This window comes from Bacillus sp. CPT56D-587-MTF, assembly GCF_058792335.1.
This window is the reverse complement of sequence record NZ_JBYTEF010000001.1, coordinates 3550287-3566417: the sequence shown is the minus strand read 5'-3', so window position 1 is coordinate 3566417 and position 16131 is coordinate 3550287. Positions and strand designations below refer to the sequence as shown.

The 16131-nt window shown below is 35.6% G+C and carries 20 protein-coding genes and 1 pseudogene; 17 read left to right on the top strand and 4 right to left on the bottom strand.

Annotated features, from left to right (window positions below; all coding sequences use genetic code 11):
- The first annotated feature begins 3 nt into the window (after window positions 1-3).
- The 3 genes from ctaF to AC3WVZ_RS18235 all read left to right on the top strand — a co-directional run bounded on the left by ctaF (window position 4) and on the right by AC3WVZ_RS18235 (window position 2553).
- Window positions 4-336 carry a cytochrome c oxidase subunit IVB gene (ctaF, locus tag AC3WVZ_RS18245; RefSeq protein WP_000985706.1) on the top strand — a complete coding sequence of 111 codons (333 nt, stop codon included), beginning with the start codon at window positions 4-6 and terminating at the stop codon, window positions 334-336.
- 80 nt (window positions 337-416) lie between these two features.
- Complete coding sequence (ctaG, locus tag AC3WVZ_RS18240) at window positions 417-1322, top strand: cytochrome c oxidase assembly factor CtaG (RefSeq protein ID WP_000069023.1); 906 nt, start codon at window positions 417-419, stop codon at window positions 1320-1322.
- Window positions 1323-1554: 232 nt separating this feature from the next.
- Entirely contained in the window at window positions 1555-2553 is a 999-nt protein-coding gene (locus tag AC3WVZ_RS18235; RefSeq protein ID WP_000535802.1) for a formamidase, read from the top strand.
- A gap of 46 nt (window positions 2554-2599) precedes the next feature.
- Here AC3WVZ_RS18235 and AC3WVZ_RS18230 read toward each other — a convergent pair whose 3' ends face one another.
- Window positions 2600-2965 carry a YugN family protein gene (locus AC3WVZ_RS18230; protein WP_001160952.1) on the bottom strand — a complete coding sequence of 122 codons (366 nt, stop codon included), beginning with the start codon at window positions 2963-2965 and terminating at the stop codon, window positions 2600-2602.
- Window positions 2966-3169: 204 nt separating this feature from the next.
- On the opposite strand from AC3WVZ_RS18230, the gene AC3WVZ_RS18225 reads away from it, so the two are divergent.
- The 6 genes from AC3WVZ_RS18225 to AC3WVZ_RS18200 all read left to right on the top strand — a co-directional run bounded on the left by AC3WVZ_RS18225 (window position 3170) and on the right by AC3WVZ_RS18200 (window position 6695).
- Window positions 3170-4204, top strand: a complete 1035-nt coding sequence (locus AC3WVZ_RS18225; RefSeq protein WP_000735375.1) for a CAP domain-containing protein — start codon at window positions 3170-3172, stop codon at window positions 4202-4204.
- Window positions 4205-4391: 187 nt separating this feature from the next.
- Window positions 4392-4829: a YlbD family protein gene (locus tag AC3WVZ_RS18220; RefSeq protein WP_001143346.1), complete on the top strand. Its 438-nt coding sequence runs from the start codon at window positions 4392-4394 to the stop codon at window positions 4827-4829.
- 11 nt (window positions 4830-4840) lie between these two features.
- Window positions 4841-5086, top strand: coding sequence for a YlbE-like family protein (locus AC3WVZ_RS18215; RefSeq protein ID WP_001200990.1), 246 nt, complete (start codon window positions 4841-4843; stop codon window positions 5084-5086).
- 76 nt (window positions 5087-5162) lie between these two features.
- Window positions 5163-5735 carry a histidine phosphatase family protein gene (locus tag AC3WVZ_RS18210; protein WP_233935240.1) on the top strand — a complete coding sequence of 191 codons (573 nt, stop codon included), beginning with the start codon at window positions 5163-5165 and terminating at the stop codon, window positions 5733-5735.
- A 114-nt stretch (window positions 5736-5849) separates the two neighbouring features.
- Window positions 5850-6302 (top strand): YlbF/YmcA family competence regulator, encoded by a 453-nt coding sequence (locus tag AC3WVZ_RS18205; protein WP_000634366.1) that lies wholly within the window; start codon window positions 5850-5852, stop codon window positions 6300-6302.
- Between the two features lie 126 nt (window positions 6303-6428).
- Window positions 6429-6695 (top strand): YlbG family protein, encoded by a 267-nt coding sequence (locus AC3WVZ_RS18200; protein WP_233936588.1) that lies wholly within the window; start codon window positions 6429-6431, stop codon window positions 6693-6695.
- A 54-nt stretch (window positions 6696-6749) separates the two neighbouring features.
- On the opposite strand, the gene AC3WVZ_RS18195 is transcribed toward AC3WVZ_RS18200, so the two are convergent.
- Window positions 6750-7139: a DUF7147 family protein gene (locus AC3WVZ_RS18195; protein ID WP_000616017.1), complete on the bottom strand. Its 390-nt coding sequence runs from the start codon at window positions 7137-7139 to the stop codon at window positions 6750-6752.
- 497 nt (window positions 7140-7636) lie between these two features.
- Between AC3WVZ_RS18195 and rsmD the strand changes: the two genes are divergently transcribed.
- Window positions 7637-8203: a 16S rRNA (guanine(966)-N(2))-methyltransferase RsmD gene (rsmD, locus tag AC3WVZ_RS18190; protein ID WP_001266978.1), complete on the top strand. Its 567-nt coding sequence runs from the start codon at window positions 7637-7639 to the stop codon at window positions 8201-8203.
- The gene (gene coaD, locus AC3WVZ_RS18185) at window positions 8200-8691 is read left to right on the top strand and encodes a pantetheine-phosphate adenylyltransferase (RefSeq protein WP_000200601.1); all 492 of its coding nucleotides are present in this window, start codon (window positions 8200-8202) and stop codon (window positions 8689-8691) included. Before rsmD ends, coaD begins: the two co-directional genes overlap by 4 nt.
- Here the strand turns inward: coaD and ylbJ are convergent.
- Entirely contained in the window at window positions 8683-9912 is a 1230-nt protein-coding gene (gene ylbJ, locus AC3WVZ_RS18180) for a sporulation integral membrane protein YlbJ (protein ID WP_000273082.1), read from the bottom strand. The two genes, coaD and ylbJ, sit on opposite strands and share 9 nt — an antisense overlap.
- A 113-nt stretch (window positions 9913-10025) precedes the next feature.
- Here ylbJ and AC3WVZ_RS18175 point away from each other — a divergent pair, with 113 nt between their 5' ends.
- Window positions 10026-10817, top strand: a complete 792-nt coding sequence (locus AC3WVZ_RS18175) for a patatin-like phospholipase family protein (RefSeq protein WP_000662588.1) — start codon at window positions 10026-10028, stop codon at window positions 10815-10817.
- Window positions 10810-11841, top strand: coding sequence for a SepM family pheromone-processing serine protease (locus AC3WVZ_RS18170; RefSeq protein WP_100650889.1), 1032 nt, complete (start codon window positions 10810-10812; stop codon window positions 11839-11841). Before AC3WVZ_RS18175 ends, AC3WVZ_RS18170 begins: the two co-directional genes overlap by 8 nt.
- Before the next feature lie 14 nt (window positions 11842-11855).
- Here the strand turns inward: AC3WVZ_RS18170 and AC3WVZ_RS18165 are convergent, their stop codons facing one another.
- The gene (locus AC3WVZ_RS18165) at window positions 11856-13037 is read right to left on the bottom strand and encodes a nucleotidyltransferase (protein ID WP_233935239.1); all 1182 of its coding nucleotides are present in this window, start codon (window positions 13035-13037) and stop codon (window positions 11856-11858) included.
- Between the two features lie 213 nt (window positions 13038-13250).
- Here AC3WVZ_RS18165 and AC3WVZ_RS18160 point away from each other — a divergent pair, with 213 nt between their 5' ends.
- The 4 genes and pseudogenes from AC3WVZ_RS18160 to AC3WVZ_RS18145 all read left to right on the top strand — a co-directional run.
- Window positions 13251-13751 carry a YceD family protein gene (locus AC3WVZ_RS18160; RefSeq protein ID WP_000872149.1) on the top strand — a complete coding sequence of 167 codons (501 nt, stop codon included), beginning with the start codon at window positions 13251-13253 and terminating at the stop codon, window positions 13749-13751.
- A gap of 61 nt (window positions 13752-13812) precedes the next feature.
- Entirely contained in the window at window positions 13813-13986 is a 174-nt protein-coding gene (gene rpmF / locus AC3WVZ_RS18155; protein ID WP_001984764.1) for a 50S ribosomal protein L32, read from the top strand.
- 129 nt (window positions 13987-14115) lie between these two features.
- Entirely contained in the window at window positions 14116-14622 is a 507-nt protein-coding gene (locus tag AC3WVZ_RS18150) for an RsfA family transcriptional regulator (RefSeq protein ID WP_000246467.1), read from the top strand.
- Window positions 14623-14748: 126 nt separating this feature from the next.
- Window positions 14749-16118 (top strand): annotated as a pseudogene (locus AC3WVZ_RS18145) (IS1182-like element ISBth7 family transposase); the annotation flags it as partial.
- Between the last annotated feature and the right edge of the window lie 13 nt (window positions 16119-16131).

Genomic DNA, 16131 nt, shown 5'->3' with positions numbered 1-16131 from the left:
ACAATGGCGATAAAGCAAACGAATAATCCTAAAGTTGATCTTGTTTATCGGAAGAGAAAAAGTGCGGAGGAAATGAGGCATCAAGTTATTACGTTTGCATTAATGATTTTTTTAACATTAGTTGCATTTGTAGCGGTGGCGTATCCAAAAACTTTTAGTCCGATTTTCTCTGTACCGTTTATTTTACTATTAGCAGTGGTACAAGTAATTTTTCAATTGTATTATTTTATGCATATGAGTCATAAAGGACATGAAGCAGCAAGTTTCTTTCTTTACTCTGGTCTGCTAATAGGGTTAATTACAATTTTAGCTTTTATGACAATCGTGTGGATTTGAAAAGTGAAAAATAAGGGAGCTTGTGTTGTCACAGCTCCCTCTTCATATTATGAGATAACCTTACGAAGGTAGGTGTGAAAATGAGTAACTTGTGGATATTTGGTTTTCAGGCTTTATGGAGTCCAATCTTTTTATTATTTATGCTTTCGATTCTTATTGGGTACTTCTTAATTATTGGGCCATATAGAATGCGATTTGAAAATGCGACGAAGGTAAGTAAGAAGCAAATTTTTTATTTTACGACTGGTATTGTTCTTTTGTATTTTGTAAAGGGAGGGCCTATTGATTTAATTGGCCATATTATATTTAGTGCTCATATGTTTGAAATGGCAGTCATGTATATTGCAGTTCCACCGTTACTGTTGCTTGGTATACCAATTTGGTTATATCGTTACATTACTTCTTTTAAGTTTGTTCAAATTATATTAAAGGCATTTGCTAAACCGCTTATTGCGTTATTTGTATTTAACGGCCTGTTTTCTTTTTATCATTTACCAGTTGTTTTTGATACGGTAAAACAAAGTCAAATAGCTCATCCTATTTGTCTCGCTATATTGTTTTTTACAGCAATCATGATGTGGTGGCCGATGTTAAATCCATTACCAGAATATCAAACATTAAGTGATATAAAGAAACTTGGTTATATGTTTGCTAATGGCATATTATTAACGCCTGCTTGTGCGTTAATCATTTTTGCGACAGCCCCGTTATTTGCAACGTATACGGATCCGGCTGCTTGGATGAAAGCGATGGAACTATGTGTACCAGCGGGCACTTTATCAGATTTAAATATAACGGGACCAGAATTTTTGCACTGGATGCCAGTCGTACAAGACCAGCAAACTGGTGGTATCATAATGAAAATTGTCCAGGAAATAGTGTACGGTACAATTATAGGCTATGTATTCTTTAGATGGGCACGTAGAGAACGTGAAAAGGATAAGGAGCAGTTGCAACAATTGCCGCCGTATTTACAGACTAAGTAAAAAAAGTGTATGGGATTCCATGCGCTTTTTCTTTTTAGTTTTAGTTACCTTAAAAGATTGAATTTTCTAATTTTTTATGTTAAGTTAGTGTAGGCGTGTACTAAAAGTGGAGATAAAATTTACTACTAGCTTTCATGCGTAATAATTCCATATGTAGTGCAAGTTTTTTAGAGAGTTACAAATATATATTGTTATCTTTAATAAACACGAACTATTTTAAGGGGGAGTTTAAATGGGTAGTAGTGGAAGTATGGTAAAGCCGATTAGTGGTTTTTTGACAGCACTAATTCAATATCCAGTACCAGTAGTAGAATCGCGTGCAGACATTGATAAACAAATTCAACAAATCATAAAAACAATTCATTCGACCAAATCAGGTTACCCTGGTTTAGAATTGATAGTATTTCCTGAATATAGTACACAAGGGCTCAATACAAAAAAATGGACTACAGAAGAATTTTTATGTACAGTGCCTGGGCCAGAAACAGACTTATTTGCTGAGGCATGTAAAGAATCTAAAGTATATGGTGTTTTTTCAATAATGGAGAAAAATCCTGATGGTGGAGAGCCATATAATACAGCAGTTATTATTGATCCACAAGGTGAAATGATTTTGAAGTATCGTAAGCTAAATCCTTGGGTGCCAGTCGAGCCTTGGAAAGCTGGAGATTTAGGCTTACCTGTTTGTGATGGACCTGGAGGAAGTAAATTAGCTGTTTGTATTTGTCATGATGGCATGTTCCCTGAAGTAGCTCGTGAAGCGGCCTATAAAGGTGCAAATGTCTTAATTCGTATTTCTGGATATAGTACACAAGTTAGTGAACAATGGATGCTAACCAATCGTTCAAATGCATGGCAGAATTTAATGTATACATTATCGGTAAACTTAGCGGGTTATGATGGCGTATTTTATTACTTTGGTGAAGGACAAGTATGTAATTTTGATGGGACTACTTTAGTACAGGGACATCGAAATCCTTGGGAGATTGTTACTGCTGAAGTATATCCAGAACTAGCAGATCAGGCTAGATTAGGATGGGGATTGGAAAATAATATATATAATCTAGGTTCAAGAGGATATGTAGCAACTCCTGGTGGGGTGAAAGAAAATCCATATACGTTTGTAAAAGATTTAGCTGAAGGTAAATATAAGGTTCCTTGGGAAGATGAGATTAAAGTAAAAGATGGATCTATTTATGGATATCCAGTAAAAAAAACGATTCATTCTTAGGGAAGGGAAATAAAACAAGCGCATCATATTGATGCGCTTGTTTTTGTTAATCAATAATTTGAAATTCTTTTAACTCTTTTTCGACATTTTGTAGGAGTTGTTCGCTTTTTTGAAGTACATTCGTTGGGAAAGTCTCATCATCACCATATTCAACGCCGTGAGGATAATAATGTTTTCCTAATAAGGGGGGAAGTAGTTTTACTTCAGCGTGTCTACTGCCAATGTCACCTTCAACAGCAACTCCTTGCACTCGTAAATAATAAACATCCTTTAATATTTCAAATTTATAATCGTATGTAACTCGCTCATAATCCCACTGTCCGGCAAGTACGAAGTGGTTGTTTTCCATGATTTCAGTTAAAAGAGTTAATTCAACGACGGCTCCATTAAATTGCGTATTTGTAAATTGCATATAATACCTCCTTTTTTAATGTTACACCATTATTTTTATAATAGTATGAATAATAAGAAAGTGCAATTCATATTGAGAGAAAAGGGATAATCCAGACTTTTTTCACAAAAATATGATATAGTGAAAAGAGTACGGTACACACAAAAAGAAAGAAAAGGATTTGTGTATATCTCAATTTTATGTTTTGTTCAGGAGGTATATCGTTTGAAGAAATTATTGCGTATCGTAATGATTACATTTTTAATTTTAGCTGTTGATTTATACGGGAAATTACTCGTTTCACAATATATATTAACCCCATCTCAATCAAAGCAAGAAAATAAAATTGTGAAAAAGAAAAAGCAAATTAAGGAAGACTCCTCAGACACTGTTTTAAATATGATTGGTGAAGACTCTGAAAACTTATTAGCGAAGTGGGGAGAACCCTCTCGAATAGAGCCATCTGCATACGGATATGAATGGTGGGTATACAACCAGGATTTAACTCAGTATGTTCAATTTGGAGTTTCTGAACGTAAAGTTGTAACGGCATACGCAGCTGGTGAACAAGTTAAGGTTCCACCTTATTATATAAATGAAAAATATGAAGAAGTATATAAAAAAAGTCCGCTTTCGCATGAAATTTCATTAAAAAGAGGGAAAAATAGTTATCAATTTGAGCTATCTGATACCGAAGTCATGGAACAACCGTTAATACCTGTAGAAGATGGATGGGCGCAATTGTATTTTGATCAATTTACACATGAGCTTATTGGTGTTCGTTATATGGATGATGAAACTTTATTACGCCAAAGACCGTACCAGCTCGTTTATTCAGGTGAATTAATAGCAGAACAACCATTGACTCCAGAAAAAATAAAACAAGTAGAAAATGGGAATATGCAACAAATTTTTGATTTAACAAATATCATTCGAAGTCGTCATAAATTACCATTATTAACATGGGATCAGGAAACAGCAGATGTTGCTGTTGGTCATAGTAAAGATATGAAAGACAATAATTATTTTTCTCATGACTCACCTACATTAGGTACACTAGGAGATCGTTTGCAGCGCGGGAAAGTAGGATTTCAACTTGCTGGTGAGAACATAGCGGCGCAACATAGTGATGGAATTGCGGCAGTGCAAGGTTGGTTAAATAGTGAGGGGCATAGAAAGAATTTATTAAATGAACAATTTACAGGATTAGGTGTTGGTGTATACGATAAATTTTATACACAAAACTTTATTCGAAAATAAAGTGAAATTGTAAGCGGTGGGGTGTTAAAATCACCAAATTAGTTACTTCGTATTCACTGAATTGTAGGTGGGAATCTGACCGTATGCAAATAGCAGAAAAAAAGGTGCATGAATCGTCTAAAAATAGGCGAACCATGCGCCTTTTTTTTCTTACTATATAGTAGATATACATGGAGAGGTGAGGATTATGCCAACAACAAAAGGACCGTTACATCCATCGGTTCAACAGTTTAAAGAATTTGTAAACCATCACCCTAAAATGGTTCATGAGGTTAGAAGTGGTCATAAAACATGGCAACAATTTTATGAAGAATGGTACTTACTTGGTGAAGAAGATCCAATATGGGCAACTTATAGACCGGATGGAGCGCCTGCGTTTTCTTCGGTAAAAGAAAATAAAAAAGAAAAAGATAATCGAACTGAAGAGGAAAAAACTGCTGATGTGATGGGGCAAATGCTTTCTTTTTTTAAAAAGTTGGACGTGGAACAAATGCAGAACCATTTAGCCAATGTGACGAGTGCAATCGGGAGCGTGCAACAAGTTATTCAGCAATTTCAAGGTAACCGTACGCAACAAGAGCAAAGTACTTCAGAAAATAACCCGTTTTTCTTTCAAAAGGATTAGGGGGAAAGATGATGAGAGCAGAAATTATGGAGTTTATAAAGGCTGATGAGGATTTATCTCGCTATATTAGAGAGCAACCGTACTGGTATAGAAAATTAACACGAAATCCTGAAGAAAAAGAGGCTTTTGAGTTAGCGGCGATGCAACATTTCAAAAAAACAATACCAGATAAAGTGGAAAAGTTTCAAAATCAATTGGCCGTTGCTTCGATCATGATTGATATGTTTCAGTATATGAAGCAACAAAATGCAACCTAATTGGAAGTGAAAAATATGTCCGTCATGCAGAACTTTTGTTACAATAGAGGTTGATTATTTAAAAAGGAGTTGCAGCATGACGGAAATTTGTTTAGTACGACATGGACAAACTGATTGGAATTTTCAAGAAATTATTCAGGGGCGAGAAGATATTCCGCTTAATGAAGTTGGTAAGAAGCAAGCGAGTCAGAGTGCAGCTGCTTTACAAGAAGAAACGTGGGATATCATTATAAGTAGCCCGTTAATTAGAGCGCAAGAAACGGCTAATGAAATTGCAAAGACAGTTGGATTACAATCGATTTTATTAGATGAGCGATTTGTTGAACGGAATTTTGGAGAAGCTTCAGGGAAGCCGGTTGCGGCTGTTAGAGAGTTGATTGCTGAAGGTAAAGTAGAAGGTATGGAGCGAGATGAAGAGATTGTAGCTCGTTGCTTTGCTGCTTTAGAAGATGTTGCGACAACTCATTTTGGCAAACGTATTATTATTGTTGCTCACTCACACGCGATAAAAGCGATTTTACATGCCATTGAACCAGATGAAATTACATTTAAGACACCATTAAAAAATGCGTGTATTAGTTATGTGAAACAAAATAGTGGAAAGTGGAATGTTCTTAAATATAATATAGCGGAACATATTAATGTATAAGTGTGTACGGATATAGTGTAAAAATAGTTTCATTATATCTTTCTTTTGAGTAAGTCACTTCAATTAGTAGTTCTAATCTAAATGTGGTATGATGGATACTCGGAGGTGTCTCTCATGATTGTAGCGACGCTAGAAAGCGTATTAATATTAGATAAGGCAGAGCAGCTTGCAAAAGCGATTATCTGTTCAGATATAGCAGAAGATTATCGTAAGTATTATAGAGAATTACATGAAGATATGGAACTTCAGACGCTCATTCAGCAATTTACAGCGATGAAAGAACGGTATGAGGAAGTACAGCGTTTTGGAAAATACCATCCTGACTATACTACCGTGTCAATGAAAATGAGAGAATTAAAGCGTTCTGTGGACTTACATGATAAGGTTGCAGCTTTTAAAAGAGCAGAAACTGCTTTGCAGAAGTTATTAGACGAAGTTAGTGTAGCAATCGGTTCGGAAGTGTCTTCTTCCATTAAAGTGCCAACAGGAAATCCATTCTTTGATGCTGGTGGCTGTGGTGGAGGTTGTGGTACTGGCGGAGGTTGTGGTTGTAAAAAAACGGGGTGATGTACCCCGTTTTTTAGAAGTTGGAAGAAAACGTATACAGAGTTTGTCCTGTAATGTTATAAATTTCTGATTGGTTTTCATAGAATATAAAATATATGTTTTTAAAAGGAGAAGATGGAGAAGATTATGTTCGGGCAACGACAAAGTATGATTGTTTATTTACATTCATTGAAACATGCCAAGATTTTAAGGAAATATGGTAACATACATTACATATCAAAACGATTAAAATATGCTGTAGTATATTGTGATATGGAACAAATTCAGCATATGATGCATAAGTTGAACAAACTTCCTTTTGTGAAAAAGATAGAACAGTCGTATCGCCCGTATTTAAAAACGGAATTTGAAAATTCCCGTCCTGATCGAGCAAAAGAATACGATTATAGCTAATAGAAAAAATCCCCGGCTAAATTTAGCCGGGGATTTTTCACTTGAAATAACGTGTTATTTCATCGGAGGAATGAAATTGTTCATTCGTAAAATACCAATTAAATGATTAAAAAATAGTTCTTTTTCTGGGAAAGTTGTAGATGGTTTTACAGTAAAGGTAGCCACTTTTTTTCCGAGTTGTTCTGCCGTTTCTTCAAATAAAATGACACGTTTACTTTTTTTATTTTCAAATACAGGAATGCCTTCACGACATATGTATAATGGTTGGAAATCACCAGTAGTAGTTGGTTTTAATATTACAACAAGCGAACATACTTTTTTATCGTTTTTTATCGTTTCAAATTGTAACATATGTGCTATACGTTCTTGATTTGTTTTGGCAATTTCAAGTAATTCATATAAATCAGAGTAGCCTTCTCCGAGTTCTATAAAGCGTTGAATCATATCTTTTCCTCCTCTTTCTTTTACTGTACCATTTCACTTTTTAAATGAAAAGCACACAAAGAAAAAAACCCTGCATAGCAGGGCCCTTCTTATACTAGCATGTACTAGTAAGAAGGCAAAGGGAGAGGAGAAACCGGAGGAAGAACTTATGGGGAAACGTAAGTCTTCTCCGCGGTTGGCAACAACATCGAAGGTGATGTTGTTATAATTATTTATGTCCAATCTAAATGAAGATATACATAATGAAATTAAATTTTATGTTGGGCTTTTTATTTTTCTTTTTTTTATTTTGTGATAGGATAAAAAAGATAAAGTGGAACTAATATACATATTGGGTTCATATTAGTGAATGATGAGATGAATACATAAAAATAACGAGAGGTTATTTGAGGCCGAGTTTTCCTATAGTTAGGTGAATGTGGTTTGTTAACGGTTACCGAAGTGGGAATGGCTTTCTATAATCGCTCGATAGATTGAAATAAAGGTAGTGACAACAGATGAGAGTAGTTTCAGGAAAATGTAAAGGACACCCGCTTAAAGCGGTTCCTGGTAATACAACACGTCCAACGACAGATAAAGTAAAAGAATCTATTTTTAATATGATAGGTCCTTATTTTGATGGTGGTATCGCCCTTGATTTATTTGGTGGTAGTGGTGGTCTTGGAATTGAGGCTTTGAGCAGAGGGATTGATAAAGCAATTTTTGTTGATCGGGATAGTAAAGCGATAAAAGTAATTCATCAAAATTTAGAAAGTTGTAGAGTACAGGAACAAGCTGAAGTATATCGAAATGATGCGGAACGTGCAGTAAAGGCGCTAATAAAACGTGAAATGTCATTCGATCTTATATTGATAGATCCTCCATATAAAGAGCAAAAAATTGTATCTTTAATTAGTATAATGGATCAACATGGATTGCTACATAGTGATGGATTAATTATGGCAGAGCATGGTAATGATGTAGTTTTACCTAATTCAATAGGAAGGCTTGTAAAAGTACGAGCTGAGAATTATGGGATTACTGCAATATCGATTTATAAGTATGAAGGTGAGGGGACAGAATGACAAGTATAGCTATTTCTTCAGGAAGTTTTGATCCAATTACCCTTGGGCATCTGGATATTATTAAAAGGGGAGCAAAAGTATTTGATGAGGTGTACGTAGTCGTTTTAAACAATTCATCAAAAAAACCATTCTTTTCAGTTGAAGAGCGATTAGAATTAATTCGAGAAGCGACAAAGGATATCCCGAATGTAAAAGTAGATTCGCATAGTGGGCTATTAGTAGAGTATGCAAAAATGCGTAATGCAAATGCAATATTACGTGGTTTACGAGCAGTTTCTGATTTTGAATATGAGATGCAAATTACTTCTATGAATCGAAAATTAGATGAAAATATTGAAACATTTTTTATTATGACAAACAATCAATATTCATTTTTAAGCTCGAGTATTGTAAAAGAAGTTGCGAGGTATGGAGGAAGTGTAGTAGATCTTGTACCTCCTATTGTAGAACGTGCTTTAAAAGAAAAGTTTCAAACCCCGTTAAAGTGAACGGGGTTTTTCTTTATATGTGCGCAAAAATAATAAAATAACATATAAGTATAGACAAAATAATGTGAAAATTGGTCCATAATGTATAAAAGATGTCCAAATTTCATGTAGTATAGAAGGATGCTCGGATAAAAATACAGGAATATCTTTTGGCATAGGCGAGAAAGAACTCACTTTCTCATAAAATGGTGTCCAAAATACAAATGTAAAAATAGGGGCAAGAATACTTTGAATAATTCGTGCGAAAAAATAGGGTTTAAATCGGATATCTGTTTCAGCTAATATGCTAGCAACTTGTGCCTGAATAGAAAGACCACTAAATGCTAAAATGAAGCTTGTTACCATAGCTTGTTGTAAGAGCGGTGTTTCATTTATTTGACTAATCATTTGGCTTCCGAGTGTCATTTCGAAAATACCTGATAATATAGGTATACTAAAATCTGTACTTAGTTGGAAGAATGATAAAATATGTTGCATAATAAAAGAAAGAGCTGCTGTAATGTGAAATACAGTAATCATTTTATTTAACACAGAGAATAAAATAATAAATCCGCCAATCATAAGTAATGTTTGAATAGAAGAAACAATGGCATCCCCAAGTAATTTACCAATTGGTCTTTTTTCTTGTAAGCGTGTCTCGTGAAGGATTAAAAAAGGGTTTTGAAAGCGACGTTTTTTTGTAGTGTGTGTATTAATTTTGTAAGCGGTATTATCGCCGTAAAAACGCATAATTAATCCGACAGCAAAGTTACTGAAATAATGGGCAGCGGCTAATATAATTCCTAATTTCGGATTATTAAAAAAACCGATAGACACAGCACCGAAAATAAAAAGTGGATTAGAAGAATTTGTGAAAGAAACGAGGCGCTCTGCTTCAATCTGAGTTAAAAGATTGCTTTTTCGTAGTCTAGCGCTTAATTTGGCGCCTGCAGGGAAACCAGAAGCCATTCCCATCGCCCAAACAAATCCGCCTATCCCTGGAACGCGAAAAAGTGGGCGCATGAGTGGTTCTAATATAACGCCGATAAATTTTACAACACCGATACTAATTAGAAGTTCCGCAATGATGAAAAACGGTAGTAGTGAAGGGAATACAACTTCCCACCATATATTTAACCCGCGAATAGAAGCTTGCAAAGCGGCTTGGGGGTGGAGTACAAGAGAAAAGGTTAAAAATAGCGTTGATATGGTAAGGAAAGCGGTCTTCCATTTTTCATACATGTAAGTAAATCCCCCTTTGTCCCAAAAAACGTTCATTTCAGTATACGTGGATACGTAGTGAATTTAGACCATAAGTATGAAAAAGGAATGAAAAAAATTAAAGGGTGAGAAAAATGAAAGAACCAAAGATTGGTTTAGCACTTGGGTCTGGAGGAGCGAAAGGGTTTGCTCATATTGGTGTAATAAAGGTTTTAAGGGAAGCGGGTATCCCTATTCACATGATTGCAGGAAGTAGTATGGGGGCGCTAATAGGTACGTTTTATGCGGCAAGTAGTAACGTTGAAAGATTGTATAAATTGGCATCTGTTTTTAAGCGGAAGTATTATTTAGATTTCACGGTACCGAAAATGGGATTTATTGCTGGAAAACGTGTCAAAGATATGATTAAAATGTTTACATATAATAAAAATTTAGAAGAGTTAGATATCCCGACGGCTGTTGTGGCTACTGACATATTGAAGGGGGAAAAAGTGGTTTTTACAAGTGGGCCAGTTGCAGATGCGGTGAGGGCTAGCATATCTGTTCCTGGAGTGTTTGTACCAGAAAAAATAGATGGAAGATTATTAGTGGATGGTGGAGTCATTGATCGCATCCCAGTATCGGTTGTGAAAGAGTTAGGGGCCGATATTGTTATCGCTGTTGATGTATCTCCAATTAAGGTAAATGGCGATGTTACGTCCATTTATGACGTAATCATGCAAAGTATTGAAATTATGCAGCATGAGCTTGTAATGAATCGGCAAATTGCATCGGATTTAATGATGCGACCAGCTGTAGAGCAATTTAGTTCACGTGCTTTTACAAACATTGAAGACATTATTCGAGTTGGAGAAGTAGAAGCAGAAAAACATATTTCAAATATTTATTTATTAATTGAGCAGTGGAAGGAGAAACATAATGTTTAAGCGTTTTCGGTTTATATATGCAATCTTAATAGGGGTTATATTGGCGATGTTACTTGTTTACGTACGTTTACCGTATTATATAACAAAACCAGGAATGGCTGCCAAATTAGAGCCTTATGTTCAAGTTGAGGGTGGAACGAAAGAATCTGGTGATTTTATGCTTGTTACGGTTTCAATGGGACCAGCAAATGTGGTGAATTTAATAGCGGCACAGTTTAATAAATATACACATATTTCGAAAGCGGAAGAAATATTGCAAAAAGGTGAGAGTGATGAAGAATATCAATTTCGCCAAAATTATGCGATGAAAGATTCACAAAATGCAGCGATTTATAATGCATATAAACGTGCAAATCGCTCAGTATCTTTTGAAAATAAAGGTGTATTAGTTGCTGGTGTGGCAAAAGGAATGCCGTCAGAAGGAAAGCTTAAGCTTGGTGATGTTATTATAGCTGTTGACGGAAAAACATTTGAAAAGACGGAGCAATTTATTGAATATATGACAGGGAAAAAAGAAAATGATGCTGTAAGTATTGAGTACATGAGAAATGGAAAACAATTGAAAGAGAATTTAAATGTAAAGACGATTCCTAATGGGAATGGACGTGTCGGTATAGGTGTTTCTATCGTTACGGAAAGAGAACTAGTGGTCGATCCGAAAGTGAAAATTAATTCTAATGAAATTGGTGGACCATCCGCAGGTTTAATGTTCACATTAGAAATATATAATCAACTTGTGGAAGAAGACTTAACGAAAGGACATGAAATAGCTGGAACAGGTACAATTAATGAAAAAGGAGAAGTGGGCCCGATTGGTGGTATAAATCAAAAAGTGGTGGCTGCTAGCGATGCTGGGGCTGAAGTGTTCTTTGCGCCAAATGAAAAAGGTGCGGAGAAATCGAACTATAAAGATGCACTTGAGACTGCAAAGGATATTAAAACAAAAATGAAAATTGTACCAGTGGATACGCTGGATGATGCGTTAACATATTTAGAAAAGATGGATAAGGAAAAACCTCTCTGAAATAGAGAGGTTTTTTATAGGAATTTTGTAGTTGTTTCATCATAGCGAATAGGATGGTGTGTTATATCCTGTTTTAATAGTTGTGTGCGTAACGGTTCGTGCATGATGGAGAAATATACAGAGTTTGCTTTTTTCTCTATATCTAAAGCGGCATGGTTGAATGTTTTTGTATGAGTAAGGATTGGAAGTTCGATTTTTTTCTTATTTTTTGAAAGGTAAGTTTGTCCTTTTTGTGACATGCCTAGCAGGCGAATATATGGTGCGTGTTGTTCTATATTTGCGCTACGTATATCCTCTTTTGTTGTGTTTGTTAAAATGTGTGTACAAGCTCTTTGTAATCTAGTCCATGTATAACGTTTTGTTTTTAATGCTTCCATGAATGAATAGAAGGAGGAACTGTTTTGTATTTTTGATAAAATACGATGCTCTAAACCTTCTTCTATTTCATATATATGTCGTAAGTCCCCTGGAGACATCGTCATGAGTCTATATTTAAAAAATGAAAAGTATTGTTCCCAATTATGTAATATCCCGTAGTTTTGTTTGTAATTTGCTAAAAGCGAAGTGGTTGCCTGTGGGAGAAAAGGTTCAATTGTTGTAAATGATCCTTCTTCGCTAAAGAGTTGTTTTCGGATGCTTGTCGCGCTTGCAATATGTTGGTCATTAAATGTTTCATCATGATAATGAGAGGCAAATCTTTTTATAGTTTGAGCTTGTATAGAGCTATTTTGTGACAGAATTGCTTTCATATATTGGAAGCCTAAAATATTATTTGGTTGTGACATATCTATGTTTTTTTCAGATGTTAAAATGTGTGAGAAAGCATCCGATGTTGCTTTTGCATAACTATTACCAGCGTCCATGAATTGTTTTACAAGGCAGTTAAAAGTCTCTTCTTCGTTTTTTTGTATGGAGATGGTATTATAAAAATTTTCGATTTGTCCATCCTCACTACCGAAACAAATTTCGGAAACACGTAGGGCATTTAAAATGGAAATAGCACCATTTGCGAAGGTTTCAGCCTTTTGTGTTGCAAAGACGTATGGAAGCTCTACAACAAGGTCTACGCCGTTTGCTAAGGCCATTTTAGTGCGATACCATTTGGAAATGAGTGCGGGCTCACCACGCTGTAAAAAAGGACCACTCATAACGGCAATTATTATATCGGATTGTGTTAACTTTTTTGTCTGTTGCACATGATAAAGATGACCGTTATGAAAAGGGTTATATTCAACAACAATACCACCAGCTTTTATGGTAATCTCTCCTTTCGATGTAGCATCTTTTTGAAAAACGTGATACTCTATATATTATTTACTATGATGACTTCATTATAGTGTAAAGAAAAAACATTGACAAATATAAAATGGCTAGCTATAATTTTGTTTGTTGCCTTGAGGTGATATGATATGAAATGGTCCATCCATCAATTGAATAAATTGAGAAATAAAGGATTGACATTGGATGAGATGGTAGATGTAAGTGAGCTAAAAGAGGTCGAGAAAGATATTCGTGAAATTAATCCTGTTCATGTAACGGGAAGAGTTGATTTTGGCTCCGGTAAGTTTACGTTTCATCTACATATAACTGGAAGCATGGTTTTACCATGTTCTCGCTCTTTAGTAGATGTGACATTACCATTTGACATTAAAACAACTGAGGTGTTCCAAACTTCACAAGAAGAATTTGAAACTGAAGCTGAAATTCATTCTTTAGAAGGAGAAGTACTTGACTTACTGCCCGTAATCAAGGAAAATATACTTTTGGAGATTCCAATGCAAATTTTCAGTGATGATGTTTCTGGTGGAGCACCGACGCAAGGTCAAGACTGGCAAGTGATTTCGGAAGAAGACAAAGAAAAGACTGTTGATCCAAGATTGGCAGGACTTGCAAAGTTTTTTGACAAATAATCGGAAGACTGGTTCAGGCCTTCATATGAAAATAACTATTTCTTTTAAGGAGGTGGGAAGAATGGCTGTACCTTTTAGAAGAACTTCTAAAACAGTAAAAAGAAAGCGTCGTACGCATTTCAAATTATCAGTACCTGGTATGGTAGAGTGCCCAAGCTGTGGTGAAGCGAAATTAGCTCACCGTGTATGTAAAGCATGCGGTACTTACAAAGGTAAAGAAGTAATCAGCAAGTAATTGCGGGAAAATAAACGCAGAAGATATCTTCTGCGTTTATTTTTTTTGTCTTAATCTTTAGTTGTTGTATTCTATCTTTTCTAGTAACTGCATATGCTTAATAAAAAATGCATAGGGAGGACTAGAGAGATGGCGACAACAAGACAAGATGCTTGGACTGATGATGAAGATTTGCTTCTGGCAGAAGTAGTACTCCGGCATATTCGAGAAGGTGGAACACAACTTTCTGCCTTTAAGGAAGTGGGAAAAAATTTATCTCGTACACCAGCAGCATGTGGGTTTAGATGGAATTCTTACGTAAGAAAGCAATATAAAGAACGTATTGAGGAAGCAAAGCAACTTCGTAAAGTAGAACATTATGAAGTGAAAGAGACAAAGGTGTTAGAACCTACGTCAATTACGTTGAATGATGTTATTGATTTCTTGCAAAATTATAAAGATGAAAACTCTTTAACGGTGTTGCAACAACAAGTTGAATCATTACAAACAGAAAGAGAGCGCCTTCTGGAGCGATTATCAGTATATGAAGAAGAGTATAGAACATTACTTGATTATATCGATCAAAAAAGAAGTGTAATGGTAGCGGAAAGAAACAATGCTCGCTCGAATGAGAAGTTAGAGAAGCTTAAGAAATAAAAAACAGCTGTTATACAGCTGTTTTTTTCAGGCTGTGGAGAAAGTCTTCTCCACAGCCTGTTTTTGTGTCTGAACCTCTTTTTATGTGTCAACACTGATAAAAAAGAGGAAAAGGAGAGATTTTTTATGATGGGTGCTTTAAAAAATCATCGTGATGAGCGTGTATCTGTTTCTGTAGAAGAGTTGGTTCCACAAGATCATTTCCTTCGTGCAATTGAAGCGACAATTAGTTTTGATTTTATTGAAGAGAAGTTACGCCCTTATTACTGTGAAAACAATGGACGCCCGTCCATTCATCCTATTGTTTTATTTAAGATGATGTTTATTGGATATTTTTACGGTATTCGTTCTGAGCGTCAATTGGAAAAGGAAATTAAAACGAATATTGCCTACCGTTGGTTTTTAGGGTTTTCTCTATCGGATACTATTCCGGATCACTCTACAATCAGTTGGAATCGTCGTACTCGTTTTATTCATACAAATATTTTCGAAGAAATTTTTGATGAGATTGTGAGACAAGCGACGGAGCACCGGATGGTAGGAGGACGTGCACTGATGACAGATTCTACACATATTAAGGCCAATGCCAATAAAAATAAATTTGTACATAAATATAAAAAAGAAAAAGCAAAGTTTTATATAGACGAGCTAGAAGCTGCGGTAATCGAAGATCGTGAGGTACATGGAAAAAAGAATTAAAACCTAGAAAGGAAAGTGATACCCCTACCAAAAAAACTCGTATAAGTACAACGGATCCAGATAGTGGATTTTTAATGAGAGATGGAAAACCAAATGGTTTTCATTTCTTGGATCATCGTACGACTGATGCGAAGTACAATATTATTACAGATACCTATGTAACGGCTGGAAATATGGCAGATTCCGAGCCGTATTTAGCACGCCTCCAAGCTCAGATTGATAAATTCGACTTCAAAGTAGAAGCTGTTGCCCTTGATGCTGGCTATTTTACAGGATATATCTGTAAGAAACTATCAGAACGGAATATATTTATGGTGATGGGGTATCGCCGATTTGGAAAACGGAATAAAGAAGTACCGAAAAGCCAATTTAAATATGTAGAAGAAATGAATGTTTTCGCTTGTCCGATGGGATGTATTCTAGAATATGTAACAACTGATCGTGAAGGATACCGTCAATACAAATCGAATCCAGAAGACTGCGCTGTTTGTCCGTTACGTGAGGTGTGCTTTTCAAAGAAACAAAAACAAAAAGTTATCACTCATCATGTGTGGGAGAAATATAAGGATATTGCTAGAAAAAACAAGCTAACAGCTACAGGGAAAAGGTTGTATAAAGTACGCTGTTCCACTATAGAGCGAAGCTTTGCAGACGCCAAAGAACTACATGGCTACCGCTATGCCCGGTTTCGAGGGCTGAAGTCTGTCCAAATGCAAGCTTATCTCACCGCAGCTTGTCAAAACATGAAAAAAATAGCCCTCCACCTGACCAAAAAGGGTCAGGTGGAGGGCTATTTTTTAAAATTCTATT